The following is a 25069-nucleotide window of genomic DNA, read 5'->3' on the forward strand; positions in this document are numbered from 1 at the left end:
AGACCTATTCAATGGTCACTGCCAACCGCTTCTGGAGCCAGATCTTCGGGATCGCCTTCTCCAACAAGCGCTGGCTGCACTTCTTCATGCTGTTTGTGCCGGTGATGGGTCTTTGGACCAGCAGCATTGGCATCATCGGCTTGGCCCTCAACCTGCGCGCCTATGACTTCGTGTCACAGGAGATCCGCGCTGCTGAGGACCCCGAATTTGAAACCTTCTACACCAAGAACATCTTGCTGAATGAAGGTCTGCGTGCCTGGATGGCACCGGCTGACCAGCCGCATGAAAACTTCGTCTTCCCTGAAGAGGTTCTGCCCCGTGGAAACGCCCTTTAATTCCAATTTGGTGGTCGGGGGCAAAGACCTCGACTCCACCGGCTATGCCTGGTGGGCCGGCAATGCCCGCCTGATCAACCTCTCCGGTCGCCTACTCGGCGCCCACGTCGCCCACGCAGGCCTGATGGTCTTCTGGGCTGGGGCCATGATGCTTTTCGAGGTGAGTCACTTCACCTTCGACAAGCCCATGTACGAGCAGGGGCTAATCCTGTTCCCCCACGTAGCCACCCTGGGTTACGGCGTTGGTCCTGGCGGTGAGGTCACCGATCTCTATCCGTTCTTTGTCGTTGGTGTGCTGCACTTGATCAGCTCGGCCGTGCTCGGCCTTGGTGGTCTTTATCACGCCCTGCGTGGTCCTGAGGTTCTGGAGAACTACTCCACGTTCTTCTCCCAGGATTGGCGCGACAAGAATCAGATGACCAACATCATTGGTTATCACCTGATTCTTCTGGGCGTCGGCGCCCTGCTGCTGGTCTTCAAGGCCATGTTCTTCGGCGGTGTTTATGACACCTGGGCACCGGGCGGTGGCGATGTGCGCATCATCACCAACCCAACCCTCAGCCCCGGAGTGATCTTCGGTTATCTCACCCGCGCACCCTTCGGTGGCGAGGGCTGGATTATCGGAGTCAACTCGATGGAAGACATCATTGGCGGTCACATCTGGATCGGCCTGATCTGCATCTTCGGAGGCATCTGGCACGCAATCACCAAGCCCTTCGGCTGGGTGCGTCGCGCCTTCATCTGGAATGGTGAGGCCTACTTGAGCTACAGCCTCGGCGCCCTGAGCTTTATGAGCTTCATCGCCTCGGCTTACATCTGGTTCAACAACACCGCCTATCCCTCGGAGTTTTACGGCCCCACAAACGCCGAATCCTCCCAGGCCCAGAGCTTCACCTTCCTGGTGCGTGACCAGCGCCTCGGCGCCAACATCGGTTCGGCCATGGGCCCCACCGGTCTTGGTAAATACCTGATGCGCTCGCCCACCGGCGAGATCATCTTTGGCGGTGAAACCATGCGCTTCTGGGACTTCCGAGGCCCCTGGCTGGAGCCCCTGCGCGGCCCCAACGGCTTGAGCCTCGACAAGCTTCAGAACGACATTCAGCCCTGGCAAGTGCGCCGCGCGGCTGAATACATGACGCACGCTCCCAACGCCTCCCTGAACTCGGTTGGCGGCATCATCACCGAGCCAAACTCGGTGAACTTCGTGAACATCCGCCAGTGGCTGGCGTCCACGCAGTTTGTGCTCGCCTTCTTCTTCCTGGTAGGTCACCTCTGGCACGCCGGTCGCGCTCGCGCCGCTGCTGCTGGTTTCGAAAAGGGCATCGACCGCAAGGCAGAGCCCAGCTTGGCTATGCCTGATCTGGATTGATCGCTCGCGATCAATCCGTTTCATCAGCCCTCGCCGCAAGGCGGGGGCTTTTGTGTGCGGTTTTATGGATCCAGTTTTGGATCCATAAACATCCAGTCACAACCCGCCGAATTTTGGTCATATCTCAAACAACTTCTCTCTATACCTTGGTGGAGCGGGGCCATCCCACCCCGTCCATCTCAATTTCTCCATGACCCTTAGGCACTTCTCCCTTGCGGCGGCCAGCACAGCTCTGCTGGCCGCCGCAAGGGCCTTCCCCAGCAGGCGCATGCCCAGTACGACAGCGTGAGCAGCCCCTCAAAAGGGGTGCTCTGTGATCGGGCCGGCCAGATCTGCTACGACCGCCAGGGCATCTCCCTAGGCCTGACCCGCCAATATTTCGGGCCAACGGCCGAGCGCAAACTGATGGGAGAGCTCTCCGGCCGGCCCATGCCCAGGGAATTCCGGCTCAGCAACGGCGCCGTGTGCAGCCTGCAGCTGGAACTGTGCTGGAGCGATGGCTTCGCCAAGCGCCAGATCAGTCGAGAAATGAGCCGCGACCTGTTTGGAACCACGACAGCCGCGGTGAATAACGATAGAGAAGTGATCCGGTTCTCCGGCTTCTGCACCCTGGCCCAGGGAGGCAAGCAGCTCTACGACGGACCCTGTGGACTGCGACGCATCAGCCGTGACAGCAGTGGCATCACCCGTTACGTGGTGGCGCAGCAGGATGGCCGCCGCTTCAACTTCAGCAACAGCACCGGACGGCTGGAAGTGAATGACAGCAGCGGCGCCTGGCCCGTGGCCTTCTTCGACCACGGCTACACCGGCGTGTTCCGCTGGCGTGACATGACCCTGGTGGCAACCCGCGAGCACCGTGGTCTGCGGCAAAGCCGCGACAATCGGGTCGTTATGGATCAACTCTTCCTTGATCCCTGAGCCAACGGCGCAGCAACGGCAGGCTCAGGCCGATCACGTTGCTGAAGCAGCCTTCAATCCGCTCTACCAGTAATCCCCCACGCCCCTCCAAGGCAAAGCCACCGGCGCACTGGAGGGGTTCGCCACTGGCTACATAAGCGTCAATTTCATCGGAGTCGATAGTTGCAAATTGCAGCCGCGTCCTAACTACGGCGATTTGAAGGCTGCCCACCATCGCCTCTTCACTACTAGTGATGAGGCAATGGCCGGTGATCAGCTCACCCCAACCGCCTGCCATCTGCAACCAGCGCTGCCGAGCATCGCCAGCGTCAGCTGGCTTGCCAAACACCTCACCGTTGAAAACCAGCAGCGAATCGCAGCCAAGCACCCTGGTGCCCTGGGGCAGTTGTTGGGCCACCGCTTCGGCTTTGGCCCGGGCCAGCCGCTGCACAAGCTGGCCGGGATCGGCATCGCTGATCGACTCCTCATCAACGCCGCTCACCTGCACTTGGTGAGCGATGCCGGCCTGCTCCAGCAAGCGCCGGCGAGCTGGGGAGGCGGAGGCGAGCACGAGCATGGGGTCAGGGAGAATCCTTCTATGCAACACCGGGAAGCCACCGCGATCGACCCCCTGCTTCAAAACAAACGCTCCCTGTCCAGGGCCAGCCAGGCAATGCGCTGCCTGCCATTTAGGCGGGCGTTTTACGTGGAGGTGAGTGATCGGGCTCTCAGCGGCGGCGAGCTCTGCCGCCGGAACGACCTCCAGAGCCTTTGCCAGGGAGCACCGAGTGCCGATCGGGTTGAAGCCCACTGGATCTGGCTGATCCAGCTCGGAGTGCTGCGGCGCGAAGTGGACGGCCAGGGCCTCACCGAGCGGGTGCGGCTCACGCCCATGGGACGCGAAGTTTTAGCCCAGTGGCCTGGCGAGATTCCAGGCGCCAGCGGCCCCATACGCCTGCAGCACTGGCTTCGCCGCCACCGGCCGCGGCGATGAGCGCAAAAACTGCTCAGCAGGCCCCAGCCGCACCCACCCCGCTGATGGTGCTGGGCACCAGTAGCGGGGCTGGCAAGTCGCTGATGACCGCTGCCCTCTGCCGGGTGCTGCGCCGCCGCGGCGAAACGCCCCTGCCCTTCAAGGGGCAGAACATGAGCAACAACGCCTGGGTGGACCAGGTGGGCGGCGAAATGGCCTACTCCCAGGCGCTACAGGCCTGGGCCGCCGGACTCGAACCCCACCACAGCATGAATCCGGTGCTGCTCAAGCCCCAGGGAGACTCCACCAGCGAGCTGATCCATCTGGGCCAGTCGGTGGGGCTAGCCCGCGCTGAGCACTACTACCGCGACTGGTTCCGGCCAGGCTGGGCGGCTATTCGCGCCGGCCTACTCGAGCTGCAGGCGGCCCATCCGGGGGGGCGCCTGGTGCTGGAGGGGGCGGGCAGCCCGGTGGAGGTAAACCTGCAATCCCGCGACCTCACAAATTTGCGGCTAGCCCAATTTCTGCGGGCCCGCTGCATCCTCGTGGCCGACATCGAGCGCGGTGGCGTGTTTGCCCAACTGGTGGGCACCTTGGCGCTGCTGCGGCCGGTGGAGCGGCCCCTGATCCGCGGCCTGCTGATCAACCGCTTCCGCGGCCGGCGTGAGCTTTTTGACGAGGGGCGCCGCTGGTTGGAGGCCCACACCGGCATCCCCGTGCTGGGGGTGATGCCCTGGCTCGACGAGCTATTTCCGCCAGAAGACTCCCTCGATCTGCTGGAGCGCCGCGGCCGCAAAAGCGGCGCCGAGCTGGAGATCGCCGTGCTGCTCCTGCCATCACTGAGCAATTTCTCCGACCTCGATCCCCTCGAGGCCGAACCCAGCGTCCAGCTGCGCTGGCTGACGCCGGGGGAGCCGTTGGGGAGCCCCGATGCGGTGATCGTGCCGGGCAGCAAGCAGACCCTGCGGGATCTGGCGGCCCTGCAGCGAGCTGGGCTGGGGCAGGAGCTGCGCAGCTACGTCGCCGGCGGGGGCCAGGTGTTTGGTATTTGCGGCGGCCTACAGCTACTGGGCCGGGAGCTACTGGATCCGCAGGGGCTTGAGGGCGGCGCTTGCGCCGCCGAGGAAGTGGTGGCAGGCCTGAATCTGTTGCCGCTACGCACCCGCTTCGGCGGCCGCAAGGCCTTGCGCCAGCGCCAAAGCATGGCCCGCTGGCCCGGCGAGGGCTTGAGCCTGGAGGGATTCGAGCTGCATCGCGGCCTCAGCAGCCCCATCGAAACTGCCGGCCCCCTGCACCCCCTCGCCACCGATCCCGACCTAGGCCATTGGTGCAACTTTGGCGAAGCGGGCGGCCTGGTGGCTGGCACCTACCTGCATGGGGTATTCGAAAGCGGGCCCTGGCGGCGCCGCTGGCTCAACCAACTTCGCCAGCGTCGCGGCCTGGCTGACCTGCCGGAGAACCCGCCCCACCACAGCCGGCAGCGAGACGCCCTGCTAGAGCGACTCGCCGATGCCTTTGAGGCCCACGTGAACCTCGAACCCCTGCTGAGCCCCTAAATGGCCGCTTCCGCCGTCAGCATCCACTGGCCCAACGGCCACACCAGCAGCTGCAACGCCGGTTGTGACTGGCTGGTGGCAGCCCAGGCCGCAGGCTTTCTGATCCCCACCGGCTGCCTGGGCGGCAGTTGCGGCGCCTGCGAGATTGAAGTCAACGGCCAGGTGGTGCGGGCCTGCATCGCCACGGTGCCCGCCAGCCGCTCGGGCTCGCTAACGGTGGAGCTAGCCAGCGACCCCTACTGGTGACCGGCTGAGATCAGGATTGACTTGACTGGTCTCAGGACTGAATCAAGCCTCCACCGAGCAGCATCTCCCCGGCGTAAAACACCGCCGCCTGACCAGGCGTGATCGAAAACTGCTCCTCAGCAAACTCCAACCGCACCCGGTGGGGCCGCAGGGCTGCGCTATCTGCGTCGGTGGCGGGCAAGGGAATCAGCCGAGCCGGCTCGGGTGCACTGCGGTAACGCACCTGCACCGCCAGCTCCATGGGCGCCGTAGGTGGCTCGATCGACACCCAATTCACCGCCCCCACCAACGCTTCGCCCCGGGCCGCACCAGCGCGGGGTGCCACCACCACCTGGTTCATCGCGCCATCGAGGCGCACTACATGCAAGGGCTCACTCCAGGCCACCCCCAGGCCCTTGCGCTGGCCGATCGTGAAGTGCTCAATGCCGTCGTGCTCGCCCACCACCGTGCCATCGGTAAGCACGATCTGACCCTGGCGCGGCGGCAGATAGGCATCGAGAAAGGCCTTCATCGAGCCGTGGTGATCGGCCAGGCAGAGGTCCTGGCTCTCGGGCTTCTGCGCAGTACGCAGGCCATGGCGCTCCGCCTCAAGCCGAGTGTCGGCCTTGGTGAGCTCGCCGAGGGGAAACACCAACCGGCCCAGGGCCTCCTGGGGTAGGTCGTAGAGGAAGTAGCTCTGATCCTTCTGGCTATCTAAGCCGCGCAACAGCTGGTGACGACCGTTGTCGCTGTTGGCGCCATGGCGCACCCGGGCGTAATGGCCCGTGGCAAGCCGGCAGATGCTCCGCTCGCTTTCAGCCCACTGGAGCATCGGCCCAAATTTCACCTCCCGATTGCAACGAGAGCAAGGCAGCGGCGTAACGCCGGCCTGATAGCCCTGCACCAGAAAATCAACGATCTGGGCCTGGAAGTGCTCGCGAAAATCCACCACGTGGTGGGGCACACCTAGCTGCTCGCAGATGCCGGCTGCATCCACCAGGCCCTCGGCGCAGCAGGCACCCTTGCCACTCATCAGCCACAAGGTGAGGCCCTCCACCTGCCAGCCAGCTTCCACCAGCAGGGCTGCCGTCAAGGAGCTGTCAACGCCACCCGAGAGTCCCACCGCAACGCGATGCTCCCCGGGCCAGGCCCGCAGCCGCTCTAAAGCTGCCTGACCAGCCGGCGTCGAGGCAGGCGGCACAAAAGCGGAAGAAGCCACTGGAGCAGGCAAAGGGCAGACAGCTGGCGGGAGTGCTCCCATCATGAAACCCAGATGCCTTAAAGGGGTTGGGAGAGCCGTCCGCTGTAGCCCCTTGGCCGGAGCGCAATGGCCGCCACCTGCTGGTCAACAGCGCCCAGATGGCCGCGCTGGAGGAGCAACTTTTCGCCAGCGGCCTGCCGGTGGAAGCCCTGATGGAGAAGGCCGCCCTGGCGGTGAGTCGGCTGCTGCTGGAGCAGCACGGCGAGCGGCTGGGGCGCCATGGGGCGCTGGTGCTGGTGGGGCCAGGCCACAACGGCGGCGATGGGCTGGTGATCGCCCGGGAAATGCACCTGGCCGGCATCTCAACGGCCATCTGGAGCCCGTTTGACCGCCATAAACCGCTTAGCGCCGCCCATCTGCGCCACGCCCTGTGGCTTGGCCTCCCCCGGCTGGAGGCCAGCCCCGATCCCAGCAGTGCCGCCCTCTGGATCGATGCCTTGCTGGGCATCGGCCAGCGGCGGGCGCCTGGAGAGGCGATCGAAGCCCTGCTGGGGCAGCGCCAGCGCCAGCGGCCTGATGCGCTGGTGGCTATTGATGTGCCCACGGGCCTCTGCGCCGACAGCGGCCAGGCCACCGGCTCATACACGGCCCAGGCCATCAGCACCTATGCAATCGGCCTCATCAAAACCGGTCTGGTTCAAGACGCGGCCCTTGAGGCGGTGGGGGCGCTGCACAGGGTCGACCTAGGCCTGCCGCTATCGCTGCTGCAGGAGCTTCCTCTAAGTGTGCCCCTGGCCCTGGCGGAGCGAGACCTGGCGGCACGGCCCAAACCCAAATTCAACCCGGCGGCATCGAAATATCAGCGCGGCCGACTGCTGGTGGTGGCGGGCAGCGATAGCTATCGGGGGGCCGCCAGCCTGGCCCTGGCCGGCGCCAGCAGCAGCGGCTGCGGCAGCCTGCGGGCCGCCCTGCCCGAGGCCCTGGCCAGCAGCATCTGGCAGCAGCACCCACAGGTAGTGGTGAGCCTGGATCCAGTAGCCGAACTTGATCCCCAGCGGCTGGATGCCCTGCTGGTGGGGCCCGGCCTTGCCGAGGCCAACTGCTGGCCCAATCCGCCGAGCTGGAGCGGGCTACTGAGCTGGCAGGGGCTGCTGGTGCTGGATGCAGACGGCCTCAACCGCCTGGCGGGGCCAGTGAGCCAAGGGCTTGGCCTACAGGCAAGTCACTGGCTCCAACAGCGTCAGGGGCCTACCTGGATCACCCCCCATCCCGGCGAATTCGCCCGCCTTTTTCCCGAGCTCGCTGGCACCACCGCCCTGGAGGCGGCCGCCCAGGCGGCCATGAGCACTGGGGCCTGCGTGCTGCTCAAAGGGGCTCGCAGCATCGTGGCGGCCCCGGATGGCCGCCGCTGGCAACTGCTCGAAGCCAGCCCCGGTAGTGCCAGAACAGGACTCGGAGACGTGCTGGCCGGCTACGCCGCCGGCATAGGAGCGATGGCCCTGGCCGCCAGCGGCAACGCCGACGCCGCCTGGCTCGCAGCGGCAGCACTAGCCCACGCCCAGGCTGGGCGACGGGGGGAAAAGGCCGAGAGCGGTTTCACACCCATGCAGGTGGCAGAAAACCTGGCTCAGCTGTGTTGATCACAACACGGAAATCAGCAAATATCAGACCAGGACAGGGATGCCTCTGTGTTGTTTTGCAAGTGAAAGCTAAAGGGTTGCTGAAAACACCCTCATAGAGCCGAATTTGCCTCGATAGTCAACTCCTTCGATAGGCGTACCAATGACCTCATCCCCGACGAGGGTCAGCGAAAGCAGTCGTCGTAGAAGTAGCGACCCGATTACTTGGTATCTGGCCACGATCGGGCGGGAGCCCCTGTTGACGCCAGCTGAAGAGATCGAACTCGGCAATCAGGTGCAAACAATGATGCGCCTCACGGAGGAGGGAGATCGAGAGCTCAGCGACCTGGAAAAGAAATTGCTCCGCATCGGCAAGCGCTCCAAGCAGCGCATGATGAAAGCCAATTTGCGCTTAGTCGTAAGTGTTGCCAAAAAATATCAAGGCAAGGGTCTCGAGCTGCTCGACTTGATCCAGGAAGGTTCACTGGGACTGGAGCGGGCCGTTGAGAAATTTGATCCGACCCGTGGTTATAAGTTTTCGACCTATGCCTTCTGGTGGATCCGCCAGAGCATGACCCGAGCGATCGCTTGCCAGTCGCGCACGATTCGGCTGCCGGTGCATCTCAGCGAGCGCCTCACCGCCATTCGCAAGGTGAGCCTCGATCTTGCCCACAAGCTCGGCGCCATGCCCAGCCGCCAGGAGATAGCCGAGGCCATGGCCATGCCGATCGAAGAGCTTGATGGCCTGTTGCGCCAGTCCCTCACCACCTCAAGCCTGGATGCGCCAGTAAATGGTGATGAAGGCCGCAGCTTTCTGGGCGATCTGATCGCCGATTCCTCAGAGGAGGAGCCCCTCGACCGGGTGGAGCGCGGCATCCATCAGGAGCAGCTAGGGCGCTGGCTGAGTCATCTGAGCGACCAAGAGCGTCAGGTGCTGCAACTGCGCTTCGGCTTGGAGGGCGAGGAGCGTCACACCCTGGCGGAGATCGGCCGCCAGCTCGACGTCTCCCGGGAACGGGTGCGCCAGGTAGAACTCAAAGCTCTACGCAAGCTGCGCAATCTCACCCGCCGCACCCCAGCCACGCTTTAAGGCACTGACTAAAGGTTCGTAAAACCTCAGCGGACTGAGCAAGCTGGCCAGAGCCGCTTAGTCGCTGGCAGCCAAGGGTAAGAACGCGCACTCCTGACGAGGCCGGCTCGGACCCCAGGTCAACAGGGTGACGACTCGGCGATCCGATTGCGATAAGGGCTGCCATGCAGCACCTCACCCTCAGAGGACACGAACCATCTGCCGGGCTTAATTGCCTGCTGAGCCCTATAGGTGGTGCGCCAAGCCCCTCTTGCATACCAGCAAGAATCCTTACCAGCGCAATAATATTAACCAGCAGATATGCAGCACATAGCAGAGAAAAACAAAGAAGCATTAAGGGGTATGCAGCAAATTTGATGCAAGCGAATAGGGCAATTACATATCAAAATCGACGTATGGGTATACAAGTCAGGTAATCAGTGGCGAGCCGCAGGCCACCACTAGGTCATCACAACTCCAAGTAGACCCAGTTCCCTCTAAAACCGGAGACCGTAGTAATGGCAAAACCAAAATCATTTGAGCCGCTGCTTTCTGATCTTGGCAAGGATTTCTCAGTAGCACCATCAGCAGCCGGTCAGGGCCCAGGCATTGGTGGTGGCGGCAATTCAGGTAGTGGCATTGGCGGCGGCGGCGGCAGTCCTGGAGGTGGGACCCCAGGCGGGGGTGGTAGTGGCGGTGGCAGGCCAGGTGAAACCACGGCGGGCAACAACCTCTCCTTCCCAGCGATTTTTCCTGATACGGCTCCGACGCTGAGGGGTACACAAGGCTTCTTCACCTTCACAACGCCCGCGACGCCCACCGTGCCGGTGGACCCCATCTACGTGTATTTCGCCCAAGGGGTTACAGGCAACGAATGGCAGGCGGGAAACATTTCTGCGGATGCCACTGCAGAGAGCCCAATCGCTATCGATTTTGTCAACATCGGTGACGCCTTGGAGTCGGCACCGATCCAGCTGGGCAGGAACGTCCGGCTGGAGCTAACCCTCTTCGAGGAAATCGCCGATGTAACCAATACGCCCCTAGATCTCACCGATGACACCCTCACTGGCTTCGCCATGACGCTGCTCGGGGGCGCCAAGGGCGGCGGCAAGCCATCCAAGAAGGGACCCACTGAAAGCCAAGGGGCAAGGCTGCCAATCGATGAGTGGACCGGGATGCCCTACAGCGGCCCCGCATCAGACACCACTGACGACCTGGGCATTACTTATGACAGCCAGTACGCCTCTGTCTATGCCGCAAATGCGAGCAGCACGGAGGGGGAAACGGTTGATTCCTACATGAAGCTAGTAATTCAGAAGGTTGAAGGTCTGATGCCACAGTATGCCGAAGATGGTAGTGTGACACCTGAGGTAAATGATTCGGCTGACTTCATCACTGGGCTTAGCTGGGATGGCGATCAGTGGGTAGACGTCATACCTGACGACAGCATCAAAATCGGCGACGACATCAGCAATACAGCATTCGGCCCCGAACTCACCATCTCCGGCACCTACAACGTAGGTGCGTCGGGTTTGCCGTGGAAGTTCACAGCTGATGGCACCTATCTCATCACCTTTGCCCTAGAAGATGGCACACCCGTGATCTTTGATGAGAACACAGCCGTACGCAACGATGATCCCTTGCAGGCCGGCTTCCAGCCCACCGAGCTTTCAGAAGGACGCCTCACCCAGGTGGTGGCCGATAAACAACTAGGCCTCAATGGCGAAGACACCCACAACGGCCTGCTGGCTCTACTGGTGGGTGTGCCGTCGACAGTTGGTGGCGGAGAGGAGAGCGCTCTGACGTCAATGATGTAGAGAATTCAACTACAGCTCGCATCATCTGGTGGCCACACCAAAGGTAGGACCTCCAGACGATGGTTTTTGATCTTGACTATCGAGACTTACCGAGGGTGATCGTTATGATTAAAGCCTACTCATTCACACCTGTTCAGTTAGCAACCCTGGCAACCCTTCTCTCCCCCTTGCAGGCGCTGCAAAGCCTGGAGGGCAGCTCGGGGACCTGCGACGACTCCGACCAAGGAGAGGAGGAAAAGCCAGAGGCTCAGTTGGGCACCAATGCCGCAGACCTTCTTGAAGGCAATGCTGGCCCAGACAATATCGTTGGCCTTAATGGAGATGACACGCTCAGGGGGCTTCAGGGCAAGGATTGGCTCTATGGCGACAACGGCCATGACTTCCTTGATGGGGGTGAAGGTCGCGATATTGTCCATGGTGGCAACGGCAATGACGAGCTACGCGGAGGCAAGGGTCGTGATGACCTCTTCGGCGAGAACGGCAATGATCTGTTGATCGGCGGCTGCGGACCCGACCTAATGGTGGGGGGGCTTGGCGATGACATTCTGTTCGGAGGCAATGCACCCGATACCTACACAGGCGGACTCGGGCGGGATGTGTTCGTGCTCTCCCTGCCTGGAGGAGAAGGCGGCCATGGGGGCGGTGGGGAAATGGCTTCAACATTCGCGCCCCTTGCCCATGAGGAGGAAGGCGATGTGATCACTGATTTCCGTCAGGGAGTCGACCAAATCGCCTTGGCAGGTGGCCTGACCTTTGATCAATTGGTTTTCAAAGCCAATGGTATTTACGTGACAAAGGAGGAAGACCATGAGATATCTGATCACCTCATGATCTCCTCTGCGCCAGGGAGTGAACATGAAGAATCAGGCAGACTACTAGCAAGACTCATTGACTTTGACACAACGATGCTAGGAAGAGCAGATTTCATCACATGGAGCGATCTTTCCATGGAATAACTTTTGGGCCTCGTATTCAATGCGGCAATCGGGCGAGAAACAACCCAAGCCTCTTACTTACAATTAAAACTACTGAGCCACAGCCTAAATAGGCTTACATCCGTGGCAGACAGATGGCCATAGCATTTCGCTTCATAGGGATAATTCCAATTGGAAAGCAATTACGACACTGATTTAAAGCATCGAAAGTAAATACCATCGCCAGTGAGGTGGCCCACCTGCACCGGCTCTGAGCAAAATCCGTTCTTCCTTAACCTCAGTCTTCCGCCCAGATGTAGCGAGTGAGCTCTTCCGGCTTGGGTTCGGGGGCCGCCAGGGCGAATTCGACGCAATCAGCCACTTCGGCATCGATCTCCTTCTCGATCGCCTTGAGCTCCTCGGCCCTAGCCAAGCCCTGCTCGATCAAGCGGGCGGCGAGGGATTTGATCGGATCTCGCTTGGCCCAAAACTCCTTCTCAGCCTCTTCGCGCAGCTCGTCGGGGTCAGCCAGGGAATGGCCGCGGAAGCGGTAGGTGAGGCACTCCAGCAGGGTGGGACCCTCTCCGGCCCGGGCCCTCTCAACGGCGCGCTGGGCGGCGGCACGCACCGCCAGCACGTCCATGCCATCCACCTCCTCACCAGCCATGCCAAAGGCAGCCGCCTTACGCCAAATCTCCGGATCGCTGGTGGCGCGGTTGTGGTCCATGCCGATGGCCCACTTGTTGTTTTCCACCACAAACAGAATCGGCAACTTCCAAAGAGCCGCCATGTTTAAGCACTCATAGAATTGACCGATGTTGCAGGTGCCATCGCCGAAGAAGGCGGCGGTAACAGAGTCGCTACTGGCATCGCCTAGGGCATCGCGCTTGTAGCGGCTAGTGAAGGCAGCCCCCAATGCCACGGGGATGCCTTCACCGATGAAGGCGTAGCCACCGAGCAGGTGATGCTCCTTCGAAAAAAGGTGCATAGAGCCGCCGCGGCCCTTGCTGCAGCCGGTCTCCTTGCCGAATAGCTCGCTCATCACCTCGCGGGCCGGCACACCGCAGCTCAGAGCGTGGACGTGGTCGCGGTAGGTGCTGCAGAACCAGTCGTGCTGCATCTTCATCGCCTTGATCACGCCCGTGCTCACGGCCTCCTGGCCGTTGTAGAGGTGCACAAAGCCAAACATTTTGCCGCGGTAATACATCTCCGCGCACTTGTCTTCAAAGCGCCGACCCAGGGTCATGTCGCGGTAGAGCATCAAGCCCTCCTCGCGATTCACCGTGGCAGGCACGGATGGGTAAAGGTTCTCGAGGCGCTCAGCGTGAGCCCCCACCAAACTGGTGACGTCGGCTGAACAGGTCGGTGCTCCGGAAGCTGATCCAGGTGCCGCCGCAATGTCGTGGCCCATGTCCGCCTGCGTCATTTCCCAACTGTACGAGGTCTGTTCCCGCAGCAGCTGACAATTTGTGCCACAACCGCTGACCCTGCCTACAGTCAGCCACCAGTGAAAGGCCTGGATTGGAACTGCCGATCGATCATTTCCGGTTGCTCGGAGTCAACCCGACCACGGACTTGCAGTCCCTGTTGCGCACCCTGCAGCAACGCATCGACCGGGCGCCAGATCAGGGATTTACCCAGGAAACCCTGCTAGCCCGTGAGGAACTACTGCGCACCAGCGCCGACCTGCTCAGCGACAGCAGCCGGCGCCAGGCCTATGAATCCGACCTGACGGCGCTAGCCGGTAGCGGTCCAGCGCTGATGCCCGCCCTGGATGTGCCCACCAGCAAGGAGGTGGGCGGCCTGCTGCTGTTACTCGAAGCGGGTCAAGCCTTCGAAAGCTTCGAGCTCGCCTGCCGGGCCCTGCAGCCACCTCAGACGCCAGCGCTGGGCAGCACCCGCGAGTCCGACCTGGCCCTGTTAGCTGGCCTCGCCTGCCTGGCAGCCGCCGTCGACCTGCGCCAGCAACGGCGCTACGAGGCCGCCGCCCAGACCTTGCAGCAGGGCCAGCACCTGCTGCAGCGGATGGGCCAATTACCAGCCATTCGCCAACAACTAAGCGACGAGCTCGATGGTTTGCGGCCCTACCGAGTGCTGGACCTACTCAGCCGCAACCTCACGGCCCAAGCGGAAAGGGCCGAGGGTCTGACCCTGCTTGAAGAGCTGGTGGCCCGCCGGGGCGGACTGGAGGGTTTCGGTGACCCGAGCATGGGCCCAGAGGAATTTCAGGCCTTTTTTAAGCAGATCCGTGCCTTCCTGACAGTCCAGGAACAGGTGGATTTGTTCAGTCGCTGGGCAGGAGCCTCTGCGGCTGCCGACTTTTTGGCAAGCACCGCCCTCACGGCCTCCGGCTTTGCCCAACGCAAGCCCGAGCGCATCGCCGCGGCCCGCGAACGGCTGGAGGCCAGTGGTCAAGACGGACTACAACCGCTGCTGGCCTGCCTGCATCTGCTGCTTGGTCAGGTGGACAAAGCCCGCAGCGCCTTTGAGCAGGGAGCAACCCCCGAACTGAAGCGCTGGGCCGAGCAGCAAAGCAGCGACTCCCTAGCCCAACTCTGCGCCTACTGCCGCGACTGGCTGGCGCGGGATGTTTTGCCCGGCTACCGCGATCTGGAGGCTGATCCGGACTTGGAGGCCTACTTCGCCGACCGCGACGTACAGGCCTATGTCGAGCAGCACGACAGCCCCCCAGAGCGCTTGCCAGCGCCCGCCGAAAGCGACTTCGCCTGGGACATGGGCCTGGCCCCGGTTAGCGCGGCCCCAGCCAACCCCAGCGGCGGCTTCCTGGAACAGGAAGACGAAGACGAGCAGTGGGACTGGGATGGGACGGCCTGGCTCGATAGCCTGCGGGACGCCTGGGATAGCCATGGTCCTTCCTCCTGGATGGAGCGCATGCCCCAGTGGCAGTTGCCGTGGCAGTGTCAATTGCCGAGGCAGTGGCCGTCGCGCCGCACAACTACCGGAGTAGCAGTGGCAGCCGGGGTGGCACTGCTGGCCATCGCCTCGTTTGTGAGGCTGCGCTCTCCCGCCCCCGGCCCGGGCCGCACTCCCATCGCGGTGCAACCGGTCGCCCCACCAGCTCTTCCCATCAAGCCCCCCCCTCCCGTCAAGGCCACCCCTGCCGCCGAACCCAGCCTGCCCCTGCGAGAGGAAGCGCCGAGCGAAGCCCAGGTGCAGGCCCTGCTCGAAGCATGGCTCGACGCCAAGGCCGCAATCCTGGCAGGCAAAGACAGTCGCATTCCCCTGGAGGTGCTGGCCCGGCCAAGCCAGCTGGATCGACTTGCCTCAGAGCGCGACGCCGACCAGGCCCGTGGCGAAACCCAGACCATCAGCACCGACATCACCAATCTGGTGATCAACGAGCGAGACGCCAACCGCATCGCCGCCACGGTGGGGCTGAGCTACACCGATCAGCGGCTCAACGCCAAGGGAGATCCTCAAGGCGAGCCCAGCAAGATGGAGCTTCGCAACCTCTATGTGTTCGGCCGCGACGGGGGTATCTGGCGCCTGGTGAGCTTCCAGAAAGCTCCCTGACCAGCCGGACTTGTTTTTACGATCGTTTGAATATGGGGCCCAGGCCCCAACCCCTGGCCCCGGAGTGGCACCGCGATGTTTGACGAGCTTTCGCAGCGATTTGAAGAGGCGTTTAAGAGCCTGAGAGGGCAGGCCTCGATCACAGAAACCAACGTAGAAGGCGCGCTCAAGCAGGTGCGTCGAGCCCTGCTGGAGGCGGATGTGAGCCTGCCAGTTGTTCAGGACTTCGTCGAGGAGGTGCGCCGCAAGGCCGTGGGCGCCGAGGTGGTGCGGGGCGTTAGCCCGGATCAGAAATTTATCCAGCTGGTGCACGAGCAGCTGGTTGAAACCATGGGCGGCGAGAACGCCCCCCTGGCCGGAGGTGGCAAGCCCGGTGCACCCTCGGTGGTGCTGATGGCCGGCCTGCAGGGCGCCGGCAAAACCACCGCCACCGCCAAGCTCGGCCTGCACCTCAAGGAGCAGGGGCGCAGGGCCCTGCTGGTGGGAGCAGACGTCTACCGACCTGCCGCCATTGAGCAGCTGAAGACCCTGGGCGCCCAAATCGGCGTGGAGGTATTCAGCCTTGGCACCGATGCCAAGCCCGAGGACATCGCCGCCGCCGGCATCGCCAAGGCCCGCGAGGAGGGCTTCGACACGGTGCTGGTAGACACCGCCGGCCGACTCCAAATCGACACGTCGATGATGGAGGAGATGGTGCGGATCCGTCAGGCCGTGCAGCCCGACGAGGTGCTGCTGGTGGTGGATTCGATGATCGGCCAGGAGGCCGCCGATCTCACCCGGGCCTTCCACGAGCAGGTGGGCATCACCGGAGCTGTGCTCACCAAGCTCGACGGCGACTCCCGCGGCGGTGCCGCCCTCTCAATCCGCAAGGTGAGCGGTGCGCCGATCAAGTTCATCGGCACCGGCGAGAAGGTAGAGGCGCTTCAGCCCTTCCATCCCGAGCGGATGGCAAGCCGCATCCTCGGCATGGGCGACGTGCTCACCCTGGTGGAGAAGGCCACCAAGGAGGTGGAGCTGGCCGACGTGGCCCGCATGCAGCAAAAACTCCAGGAAGCCAGTTTCGACTTCTCCGACTTTCTGCAGCAGATGCGCATGATCCGGCGCATGGGCTCCTTGGGCGGGCTGATGAAGCTGATCCCGGGCATGAACAAAATTGACGACGGCATGCTCAAGCAAGGCGAGGTGCAGCTCAAAAAGATCGAGGCGATGATTGGCTCAATGACAGAGATCGAGCGCCAGCAACCGGAGCTGCTGGCCTCCCAACCCTCAAGAAGGCGCCGCATCGCCTCTGGCTGCGGCCACAGCTCGGCCGAGGTGGACAAAGTGCTGGCAGATTTCCAGAAGATGCGGGGCTTTATGCAACAGATGACCCGCGGCGGCGGCATGACCGGCATGCCAGGGATGGGGGGTATGCCTGGGATGCCTGGGATGCCTGGCCCCATGGGCGGTGGTGGTGGCAGTGGCGGTGGGGCGGGGCAAAGAGTTGCCAAGCCCGCCAAGAAACGCAAGGGATTCGGGCAGCTATGAGCACCCGACGGGGTACATTGCTTGTTTGGACACCTAGCGCAAGGCCACGATGATCAAGCTCCGCCTGAAGCGGTTTGGAAAGAAGCGGGAAGCGAGTTTCCGCCTCGTGGCCACTAACAGCACCTCTCGCCGCGACGGACGTCCGCTTGAGGAGCTGGGCTTTTACAACCCCCGTACCAAAGAGACCCGTCTCGACACCGAGGCGATCCGCACTCGCCTCGGCCAGGGGGCCCAACCCACCGATACGGTGCGCTCCTTGCTGGAGAAGGGCGGTCTAATCGAGAAGACCGTGCGCCCTGCCGAGGTCGTTGGCAAGCAAAAGCAGGCTGATGCCCGCGAAGCTGCCGCCAAGCAGGCTGTCAAGGAGGCTGCTGAAGCCAAGGCTGCCGAAGCTGCTGCTGCCGCCGAAGCCAAGGCAGCTGCTGAAGCTGCTGCAGCGGAAGCCGCCAGTGCCGAAGAAGCAACTACGGAAGCCGCCGCTACCGACGAAGCTTGAGCTTTCGCCCCATGGCAGAGCCAAAGGGGCCTACAAGCTTTGCCATTCCCCTGCCCAATCCTGCCGCGGCTCTAGCCCTGGCAGGTGACGCCGAATCATCCACCCTGCGCCATCTCGAAGCCCTCACCGGAGCTTCGCTGGTGCTGCGGGGGCTGGATTTGGTTATTCAGGCCCCTCCCAGCCAAATGGAGCGGGCGGCGGCGTTGGTGGAATTGCTTCGCCCCCTGTGGCAGGAAGGCCAAGCCATCACCCAGGTGGATGCGCGGGTAGCACTGCAAGCCCTCGACACCGGCAGGAGCGCGGAGCATCAGCAACTGGGCCGCCAGGTGCTGGCCCGCAGCCAAAGTGGCAAGTTGCTGCGCCCGCGCACCCTGCGCCAGCAGACCTACATGGAAGCCATGGAGCGCCACGACCTCACCATTGCCCTCGGCCCGGCGGGCACGGGCAAAACATTTTTGGCCGCCGTTCAGGCGGTGCGCATGCTCACCGAGCGCAAAGTGGAGCGGTTGGTGCTCACTCGCCCGGCGGTGGAGGCGGGCGAACGGCTCGGTTTTTTACCGGGCGATCTGCAGCAGAAAGTTGATCCCTACCTGCGCCCCCTCTACGACGCGCTGCACGCCCTGCTCGGCGCCGAGCGCACCGGTGCCCTGCTGGAAAAAGGGGTGATTGAAGTGGCGCCTCTGGCTTACATGCGTGGCCGCACCCTGGCAGACGCCTTTGTGATCCTCGACGAAGCCCAAAACACCACCACCACCCAGATGCGGATGGTGCTTACCCGGCTGGGGGAACACTCCCGCATGGTGGTAACTGGCGATCCCACCCAGGTGGACTTGCCCTATGGGGTAATGAGCGGCCTGCAGGAAGCTGCCCAGGTGCTGCAGGGGGTGGAGGGGGTCGCGATCTGCGAGCTCACCGCGGCTGACGTGGTGCGCCACCCGCTAGTGCAGCGGTTGGTGGAGGCCTATGCGGATCGCGATGCCACCAAACTGGCGCCTGCCGTTAAAAGGCGATTCGATAGCCAGTGCAGTGAGCCTGAACCATGAACAAAGCAGAGCGTCTGCGCATCCCCGCCGAGATCGCCATAGCGGCTTTGGTGGCTTACTTGCTCGGCTACTGGTTCACGAATCTGTTCCCGGGCTACCTACCCAAGATCGGCGGGCTTTGGTCGGCGATCTCCGCGATCGTGGTAACCCAGGCCACCCGCAGGGAGACAACCTCCTCAGCCTCGCTGCGAATTTTGGGTTCAGCCATAGGCGCCGGCACCAGTGCCATCTACCTGACGCTGCTGCCCTTTCACCCTCTGGGCATGGCCGTGGCAATCTTCGCCACAGTTGCGCTCTGCGCGGCGATCAATGTGCCCAGCCATGGCCGATTAGCAGCTATCACCGTGATCGTTGTGATGGTCACCGGCAGCCTGGATCCGAAGCTAAGTCCGGGGCTCAATGCCCTGCTGCGCTTGGCTGAATCATGCATCGGCACCGGCGTTGCGGTGCTAGCGGCGGGGCTCTGGCCTAGCTCAAACAACCAGGCTGGTGGCAATTCCTGAAGCCCACGCGCCAAACCTGAGCCCAATCCCGATAGGGAGATCCGCACCAACGGCAGCCATCAGGGTCTCCCGTTGCCTGCAGATCGCTGGCAGGATATAGAAACTTCGAAACCACTGGTGCGCCATGCCGGCCAGCAGCAATTTTCAACAGGCCATTCGTGAGGCTCAATCGAGTGCCCTAGTTGGCCCCAATGTGGTCAACAAGGCCCTGCCCTATGTGGGCGGCGGCATGGTGCTCACCGCCGGTGGGGTAATGGGAGGACTGGCCCTGATGGCCAGCAGCCCAACCCTGTTCATGCCCCTGTTCTGGGTGGCCCTGATCGGCAACTTCATCCTGTTCTTCGTGGCCCAGAATGTGGCCCTGAAGGGCAACAACAACACCGCCCTGCCGCTGCTGACGGCCTACAGCCTGATCACCGGCTTCACCCTCAGCGGCATCGTTGCCTACGCCGTAAGCGCCGCTGGTGTCGGCGCCATCGGCACAGCCACCCTGGCTACGGGCATCACTTTTGTGGTGGCCTCAGTCGTGGGACGCCGCATGAGCGACAACATCGGCCAAGCGCTGAGCGGCGTGGTGGGTCTGGGCATCCTCGGCCTGCTGATCGCCATGGTCGTGCAGATCATCGGAGGCATTTTTGCCCCAGGCGTCTTCAGCGGCGGCACCTTCGAACTGCTGATTGCAGGTTTCGGCACTGTGTTGTTCGTAGGAGCAGCCTTTGTCGACTTCTACACAATGCCCCGCACCTACAGCGACGACCAATACTTGGCCGGCGCCTTGGGGATGTATCTCACCTACATCAACCTATTTATCTTCATCCTGCGCTTGATCATTGCCCTCCAGGGCGGCGGTCGCCGCGACTGAGCTTCAATTCAGTAACTTCAGCGCCCCAAAAGGGGCGCTTTTTTATGGCTGAGCCGGAGGCTTGGGCAATGCCGATGTCACTTCCCGCAGCGGATGGGTTGCACTGCCCCAACCAGCAAGGGGCAATTCAGGCGGGTTGCCTTGGCTTGAGCGAGCAGCGGAGTTAAACCAAGCCAGCAGCAGAGCCCGCAAGGGCCCCCCGGCCTCGCCCCTGGGCGAACGCAAATTGAAGTGATCGGCGTTCTCAGCCAGCACCAGGCGATGGCCACTGGCTCCGCCCCGGGTGGCCCTGGCCATGGGCTCGATCGCCTCGGGCCCGGGCGGCACCACCCAGTCGCGGCTACCGCTGATCACCAGCACCTTCGCCTTCATGCTGCCGGCGGAATCGACATCAAATAGCAAGCGCATCGGCGGACTCACCGCAATGGCAGCAGCCACCCGGGGGTCGACCAGAGCGGCACTATCCGCCGAACCAACGAAGTTGCACTGCAATATCCAGCTGAGATTGCGGGAGGGGTCGCGCACCTCATCGCACAGCTGTTGAAGTTTGGTGGTGATGGGCCGGGCCCCAGCCAGCTGCAGCGCCGTGGTCGCCCCCCAGGAATGGCCCGCCACCAGCACCGCCTGGGTGTTCACCGGTCGGCGCAAAGCCAGCCGGCCCTGGGCGGCGGCATCGATCACGGCCGACACGTCTTTTGGCCTCAGGGCCAGCTCAGACGGACTGGGAGGGGGCTGCTTGCCGGCCAGCATGGCCCGCTGCTGGCTTTGATCGCTGCCTGGGTGGCGGGGCAGCACCACGGTGTAGCCATGGCTAGCCAGGTGGGCTGCCCAGCCCTCGAAGTTGCTGGGGTCATCCCACAGCCCGTGGGAAATCACCACCAGTCGATTGGGCGCCGCGCCAGATCCCATTGGCTCGAGCACCACCAGAGCCAACGGCTCCGAGCGATGGCCAACGGCGATGCTTTGTTCCTGCCGGGCAACAGCCAGGGGCCCCACCTCCTGCAGCGGTCCAGCACTACCCACCGCCGGCAGGGAGGCAATCAGCTTTTCTGCCGAGCGGCGTTGGTCACGAAAGCGCTGAATTGAAAATCCCAACCGGCCCAGCTCCACCGTGACGCTCTGGCCTGGTAGCTGCTCGATCACATCCAGCAAGCTGATGCCCCCCTTAGCGGCAGAGCGCTCCATCGCTTGCTCAAACTGAGCCGGATCGATGGGATCAGGCAGGCCATCGATGTCGCCTAGGGCCCCCACCAACAGCAGCACCTGATCAAGCAGTGGTGATCCCTGGGCCTGGCGAATAACCGCCTTTGCTTCAAGGGGCAGATCAGAGCTCAACACAGCCTTGAGCCTGCGGCCGATCTCGCCTCGGGTGGCACGGTCGAGCTCGGCTAGATCGCTGTCGCCGGCAATCAAGGCCTCCGGACTGCGCAATTCAGCGACCCTGATGCTGAAATTTGTCTCGAGCAGGGGCAGCCGCAAATTGATGGTTTCAATTGCCCTGGCCGGCGCTGGAGCCAGCAGGGCGGCGGCACCGATTCCCGTGGCCAGAACGCGTAACGCCCGGGATGGCAATGGGCGATTCATGGGCTGAAGCGACGGCGGGGCAATGAAACCATCTTCGCCCGTTTCAAGACTCAGCCACCGCTTCGATTGCGGCGGCGATCGAGCTCCGCTGCTCGGCGTCGTAGCCCCAGCGATCCAGGAAGGCGACGTCTTCTCCCTGCCCGGCAGTAGCCGCCAGCAGGATTTCCAGCCGCTCCTTAACGGCCTGGGGCTCAAGGCTCCTGAGCAGTTCGGTGCAGCGGGCTTGCACCCGCTCCGAAGCCCCCTGCTGGCTGGAATCGCCGGCACGTTGATGGTGCAGGGCCATCGCCGTACTCATGGCCAGGTTGCGGGCCGAAAGATCGACGACGCCCTCGCCTGCCAGCCGCAGCTGCATCAGCAGGGTTTCGGGCAGGCGGTCCATTAGCGGGCAGTCGCCCGCCAGGCTGACGACAAAAAAGCCCCGGGCACCATCGCGGCTTGCTACCAGCTCAGCCACCCGGTCGGCGAGCACTTCATCACTGAGTTCACCCTGCTCCCACAACGCCAGCCACTGGGCTGTGATCTCCATGGCCTGCTGAAAAGTTGGTTCGGCAGCAGCGGTCATTGCGGTGAATAGGTCACAACCAGAGTTCCAGCCTATGAACTCCGCCCAGGCAGCAAGGTTGGCCCTGCCAGCTGCCAGGCTGGTGCTATGGAGTTTCCCACGACCATCCCGGCCCTGCCCACCAGCCCCGCAGGCTTCCGCTCCGGCTTCGTGGCGCTGATCGGCCGGCCAAACGTGGGCAAATCCACCCTGCTCAACCAGCTGGTGGGCGAAAAGGTGGCGATCACCTCGCCGGTAGCCCAAACCACCCGCAACCGGCTGCGGGCGATCCTCACCACCGAAACAGCCCAGCTGGTGCTGGTAGATACGCCAGGTATCCACAAGCCCCACCACCTGCTGGGGGAGCGACTGGTGCAGAGCGCCCGGGGCGCCATCGGTGAAGTGGATGTGGTGCTGCTGCTGGTGGATGGCAGCGAGCCCGCTGGCCGGGGCGATGGCTTCATCGTGGAGCTGCTGCAGCACTGCCGCGCGCCGGTGCACGTAGCCCTCAACAAAAACGACCTGGTGGATCCGGCCCGGGCCGAGGAACTAGCCCAGAGCTACGGCGAGCTGGTGCCGGGCTGGCCCCTGCATCCGGTGAGCGCCTTGAACGGCGCGGGTACCAGCGAGTTGGTGGCAGCTCTGGCCGCCGACCTACCGGAGGGTCCCCACCTATACCCACCGGATGCGGTCAGCGATCAGCCCGAGCAGTTGCTGCTGGCGGAATTGATCCGCGAGCAGGTGTTGCACCACACCCGCGAGGAGATTCCCCACTCGGTGGCGGTGCAGATCGAGCGCATCGTCGACGACGGGCCGCGCACTGCCGTGCTGGCGACGGTGCTGGTGGAACGCAGCAGCCAGAAGGGAATCCTGATCGGCAAAGGGGGCCGCATGCTTAAGGAGATCGGCAGCGGCGCCCGCCAGCAGATGCAGAAATTGATCGACGGGCCGGTGTATCTGGAGCTGTTCGTGAAGGTGGTGCCCAACTGGCGACGCAGTGCCGCGCGGTTGAGCGAACTGGGCTATCGGGGGGAGTAAATCCTGCTTAGCCGGCATAGCGGCTAAGCTGAGACAATGAAAGTCAACCTCCACGACGCCAAAACCAATCTCTCCCGGTATGTGGAGCAAGCGCTCGATGGGGAGGAGGTGGTGATTGCGCGAGCCGGCAAAGCCCTGGTGCGGCTGGTGCCGGTAGATGAGGCTCCTCGCCGACGCGAGCTCGGCTTTCTTCAGGGGGCTGCGGTTCTGGACTGCGACCTCAAAGCCGACTTCCAGCAGGACATCGAGGCGATGTTCAGCTGATGGGGGCAGCCAGCTCAACGCAACCCAAGCTCAGGCCGCAACTGCTCGACACCCAGCTGCTGCTCTGGCTGGCCATCGCCCCGGAGCGCGTAGAGGCAACGTTGCGTGGCAACCTCAGGGACCGCCGCTTTCCCATGCTGTTTAGCGTGGTGAGCCTCTGGGAAGTGGCGATCAAAACCTCCCTCGGCAAGCCTGGATTCGTCGTCGACGCAGCTCAATTACGTGACGGCCTGAAGCAGCAGGGTCTCCAGGAACTGGGAATCGAGCCAGAACACTCTCTGGCGGTGCAGCATCTGCCCTGGATCCATCGCGACCCCTTCGATCGGCTGCTGGTGGCCCAGGCCATCCATAACGGCCTCACCCTGCTCACAGCGGATCGAACCCTCCGCGGTTACGGCCACCAGGTGATCTGGATGGGCGACGGCGGGTCAGGCGGCTGAGAGAATCACGCCCATGAGCGAGCCCAGCCCCGACACCGCCCCTTTTCCGCCCGAGCAAATTGGCGCCTTTCTGCGCCTCTGCGCCGGTGAATGGATGAGCTTGCGCAGCCAGTTCGCCCTGGGCGCGGTCGACGCTGCTGATAGCGACAGCGCCGAAGACCTAGGCGAGGACGGCGAGGCCTGGCACAGCAGCGAGCGCGGCGAACTGGTGGTGGCCTTCCTGGAGGCAGAGGCCGCTGATGGGGCCGGCGGCCTACAAGTGGGCCCGAAAGATGGCGTGGCCAAGCAGCAGCTGCACTTCGACGCAAACGGTGGCTTCAGCAGCGGCGAGCAGCAGGGCCGCTGGCAGCTCTGGCCCGACGGCAGCCTGGAGCTGGTGATCACAGGCGATGGCCGGGAGGTGCGCGAGCGGATCTGGTTCACCAAGCCCAATCTGCGGTTGCGCTCCACGGTGGAAACCAGCGCTGCTGGCAGCCCCGGCCGGGCCAGCTTCAGCTCCGAGATCCGCCGGGTGAGCCGGCCCACCGTGCCCGCGAGCTGAACCCATGCGCCTCGATGTGGTGAGCCTGGCACCGGAGGCCTTTGCGCCACTGCTGGGCCTGGGGGTGATCGGCCGGGCCTTTGCTGCCGGCATCGCCGCGCTCCACACCCACAACCCCCGCGATTTCGCCACCGACAAATACCGCAAGGTCGACGACGAGCCCTACGGCGGCGGCGCCGGCATGGTGCTTAAACCAGAGCCGGTGTTTGCGGCGGTGGAGGCGATCCCGGTGCTGCCGCGGCGGCGGGTGCTGCTGATGAGCCCCCAGGGCAAGCCGCTCGAGCAGGCCGATCTGCGCCGCTGGGCCAGCGGCTACGACCAGCTGGTGCTGATCTGCGGCCACTACGAAGGATTCGATGAACGCATCCGCTCCCTAGCTGATGAGGAGGTATCGATCGGCGACTTTGTGCTCACCGGCGGCGAGCTACCGGCGGCGGTAATCATCAACGGCGTGGTGCGGCTGCTGCCAGGCACCGTGGGAACCCAGGCATGCCTCGACGACGAAAGTCACAGCGCCCTGCTGCTCGAGCATCCCCACTACACGCGTCCCGCCAACTTCCGGGAGCTGGAGGTGCCGGCAGTGCTGCGCAGCGGTGACCATGGCGCCATCGCAAGCTGGCGCTTTGAGCAGCAGCAGCAGCGCACCGCCGAACGCCGGCCGGATTTATTCGGGCTCTGGCAGGCGCAGCAGCAACTCCAGCAGTAGAAACAGCAAACT

24 protein-coding genes and 2 pseudogenes are annotated in these 25069 nt (G+C 63.4%); 21 read left to right on the top strand and 5 right to left on the bottom strand.

The features are described from left to right. The 3 genes and pseudogenes from KBY75_RS08765 to KBY75_RS08775 all read left to right on the top strand — a co-directional run. Positions 1–335, top strand: a pseudogene (locus KBY75_RS08765) (photosystem II D2 protein (photosystem q(a) protein)); the annotation flags it as partial. Next, positions 283–1704, top strand: coding sequence for a photosystem II reaction center protein CP43 (psbC, locus tag KBY75_RS08770; protein WP_261347359.1), 1422 nt, complete (start codon positions 283–285; stop codon positions 1702–1704). The pseudogene KBY75_RS08765 and the gene psbC, both read left to right, overlap by 53 nt. Positions 1705–1986: 282 nt before the next feature. Further along, positions 1987–2622, top strand: a pseudogene (locus KBY75_RS08775) (YcgJ family protein); the annotation flags it as partial. Here KBY75_RS08775 and KBY75_RS08780 read toward each other — a convergent pair. Beyond that, a complete protein-coding gene (locus KBY75_RS08780) occupies positions 2594–3178 on the bottom strand; it encodes a nucleoside triphosphate pyrophosphatase (RefSeq protein WP_255023630.1) in 585 nt (194 codons plus the stop codon). The pseudogene KBY75_RS08775 and the gene KBY75_RS08780 overlap by 29 nt on opposite strands. Positions 3179–3199: 21 nt before the next feature. Between KBY75_RS08780 and KBY75_RS08785 the strand changes: the two genes are divergently transcribed. The 3 genes from KBY75_RS08785 to KBY75_RS08795 are packed head-to-tail and all read left to right on the top strand — an operon-like array spanning position 3200 to position 5376. Beyond that, the gene (locus KBY75_RS08785) at positions 3200–3595 is read left to right on the top strand and encodes an Npun_F0494 family protein (RefSeq protein ID WP_255023631.1); all 396 of its coding nucleotides are present in this window, start codon (positions 3200–3202) and stop codon (positions 3593–3595) included. A gap of 44 nt (positions 3596–3639) precedes the next feature. Further along, positions 3640–5130 carry a cobyric acid synthase gene (locus tag KBY75_RS08790; RefSeq protein WP_255023687.1) on the top strand — a complete coding sequence of 497 codons (1491 nt, stop codon included), beginning with the start codon at positions 3640–3642 and terminating at the stop codon, positions 5128–5130. Then, positions 5131–5376, top strand: coding sequence for a 2Fe-2S iron-sulfur cluster-binding protein (locus tag KBY75_RS08795; RefSeq protein WP_254937808.1), 246 nt, complete (start codon positions 5131–5133; stop codon positions 5374–5376). Between the two features lie 31 nt (positions 5377–5407). Here KBY75_RS08795 and mnmA read toward each other — a convergent pair whose 3' ends face one another. After that, positions 5408–6619, bottom strand: coding sequence for a tRNA 2-thiouridine(34) synthase MnmA (gene mnmA, locus KBY75_RS08800; RefSeq protein WP_396098129.1), 1212 nt, complete (start codon positions 6617–6619; stop codon positions 5408–5410). A gap of 23 nt (positions 6620–6642) precedes the next feature. Between mnmA and KBY75_RS08805 the strand changes: the two genes are divergently transcribed. The 4 genes from KBY75_RS08805 to KBY75_RS08820 all read left to right on the top strand — a co-directional run bounded on the left by KBY75_RS08805 (position 6643) and on the right by KBY75_RS08820 (position 12017). Continuing rightward, positions 6643–8196 (top strand): NAD(P)H-hydrate dehydratase, encoded by a 1554-nt coding sequence (locus tag KBY75_RS08805; protein WP_255023633.1) that lies wholly within the window; start codon positions 6643–6645, stop codon positions 8194–8196. A gap of 142 nt (positions 8197–8338) precedes the next feature. Then, positions 8339–9265 (top strand): sigma-70 family RNA polymerase sigma factor, encoded by a 927-nt coding sequence (locus tag KBY75_RS08810; RefSeq protein WP_254937805.1) that lies wholly within the window; start codon positions 8339–8341, stop codon positions 9263–9265. Positions 9266–9762: 497 nt separating this feature from the next. Continuing rightward, positions 9763–11061, top strand: a complete 1299-nt coding sequence (locus KBY75_RS08815; RefSeq protein ID WP_255023634.1) for a hypothetical protein — start codon at positions 9763–9765, stop codon at positions 11059–11061. 59 nt (positions 11062–11120) lie between these two features. Continuing rightward, complete coding sequence (locus KBY75_RS08820) at positions 11121–12017, top strand: calcium-binding protein (RefSeq protein WP_255023635.1); 897 nt, start codon at positions 11121–11123, stop codon at positions 12015–12017. Between the two features lie 256 nt (positions 12018–12273). Here KBY75_RS08820 and pdhA read toward each other — a convergent pair whose 3' ends face one another. After that, positions 12274–13401, bottom strand: a complete 1128-nt coding sequence (gene pdhA / locus KBY75_RS08825; protein WP_254937802.1) for a pyruvate dehydrogenase (acetyl-transferring) E1 component subunit alpha — start codon at positions 13399–13401, stop codon at positions 12274–12276. Positions 13402–13550: 149 nt separating this feature from the next. Here pdhA and KBY75_RS08830 point away from each other — a divergent pair, with 149 nt between their 5' ends. The 6 genes from KBY75_RS08830 (at position 13551) to KBY75_RS08855 (ending at position 19940) form a co-directional block, all read left to right on the top strand. Further along, on the top strand, positions 13551–15509 hold the full coding sequence (locus KBY75_RS08830; RefSeq protein ID WP_255023636.1) for an IMS domain-containing protein: 1959 nt from the start codon (positions 13551–13553) through the stop codon (positions 15507–15509). Between the two features lie 75 nt (positions 15510–15584). Further along, positions 15585–17036, top strand: a complete 1452-nt coding sequence (ffh, locus tag KBY75_RS08835; RefSeq protein ID WP_255023637.1) for a signal recognition particle protein — start codon at positions 15585–15587, stop codon at positions 17034–17036. A gap of 49 nt (positions 17037–17085) precedes the next feature. Next, positions 17086–17532 carry a 30S ribosomal protein S16 gene (gene rpsP / locus KBY75_RS08840; protein ID WP_255023638.1) on the top strand — a complete coding sequence of 149 codons (447 nt, stop codon included), beginning with the start codon at positions 17086–17088 and terminating at the stop codon, positions 17530–17532. An 11-nt stretch (positions 17533–17543) separates the two neighbouring features. Next, on the top strand, positions 17544–18575 hold the full coding sequence (locus KBY75_RS08845; RefSeq protein ID WP_255023639.1) for a PhoH family protein: 1032 nt from the start codon (positions 17544–17546) through the stop codon (positions 18573–18575). After that, on the top strand, positions 18572–19078 hold the full coding sequence (locus tag KBY75_RS08850) for an aromatic acid exporter family protein (RefSeq protein ID WP_255023640.1): 507 nt from the start codon (positions 18572–18574) through the stop codon (positions 19076–19078). The genes KBY75_RS08845 and KBY75_RS08850 overlap by 4 nt, the downstream gene beginning before the upstream one ends. 124 nt (positions 19079–19202) lie before the next feature. Continuing rightward, positions 19203–19940, top strand: a complete 738-nt coding sequence (locus KBY75_RS08855) for a Bax inhibitor-1 family protein (protein WP_254937796.1) — start codon at positions 19203–19205, stop codon at positions 19938–19940. Positions 19941–19982: 42 nt separating this feature from the next. Here KBY75_RS08855 and KBY75_RS08860 read toward each other — a convergent pair whose 3' ends face one another. Continuing rightward, entirely contained in the window at positions 19983–21524 is a 1542-nt protein-coding gene (locus KBY75_RS08860; RefSeq protein ID WP_255023641.1) for an alpha/beta fold hydrolase, read from the bottom strand. 43 nt (positions 21525–21567) lie between these two features. Continuing rightward, positions 21568–22089, bottom strand: coding sequence for a hypothetical protein (locus tag KBY75_RS08865; RefSeq protein ID WP_255023642.1), 522 nt, complete (start codon positions 22087–22089; stop codon positions 21568–21570). A gap of 87 nt (positions 22090–22176) precedes the next feature. Here KBY75_RS08865 and era point away from each other — a divergent pair, with 87 nt between their 5' ends. The 5 genes from era to trmD are packed head-to-tail and all read left to right on the top strand — an operon-like array spanning position 22177 to position 25057. Next, positions 22177–23106, top strand: a complete 930-nt coding sequence (era, locus tag KBY75_RS08870; protein ID WP_255023643.1) for a GTPase Era — start codon at positions 22177–22179, stop codon at positions 23104–23106. A gap of 36 nt (positions 23107–23142) precedes the next feature. Then, positions 23143–23370 carry a type II toxin-antitoxin system Phd/YefM family antitoxin gene (locus KBY75_RS08875; protein WP_254937793.1) on the top strand — a complete coding sequence of 76 codons (228 nt, stop codon included), beginning with the start codon at positions 23143–23145 and terminating at the stop codon, positions 23368–23370. Next, positions 23370–23810 (top strand): type II toxin-antitoxin system VapC family toxin, encoded by a 441-nt coding sequence (locus tag KBY75_RS08880; RefSeq protein ID WP_255023644.1) that lies wholly within the window; start codon positions 23370–23372, stop codon positions 23808–23810. Before KBY75_RS08875 ends, KBY75_RS08880 begins: the two co-directional genes overlap by 1 nt. 13 nt (positions 23811–23823) lie before the next feature. Next, a complete protein-coding gene (locus tag KBY75_RS08885; RefSeq protein WP_254937791.1) occupies positions 23824–24351 on the top strand; it encodes a phycobiliprotein lyase in 528 nt (175 codons plus the stop codon). A 4-nt stretch (positions 24352–24355) separates the two neighbouring features. Further along, positions 24356–25057, top strand: a complete 702-nt coding sequence (gene trmD / locus KBY75_RS08890) for a tRNA (guanosine(37)-N1)-methyltransferase TrmD (protein WP_255023645.1) — start codon at positions 24356–24358, stop codon at positions 25055–25057. Positions 25058–25069: the final 12 nt, after the last annotated feature.

The sequence above is a fragment of the Cyanobium sp. T1G-Tous genome (genome assembly GCF_024345455.1).
Classification (GTDB): domain Bacteria; phylum Cyanobacteriota; class Cyanobacteriia; order PCC-6307; family Cyanobiaceae; genus Cyanobium_A.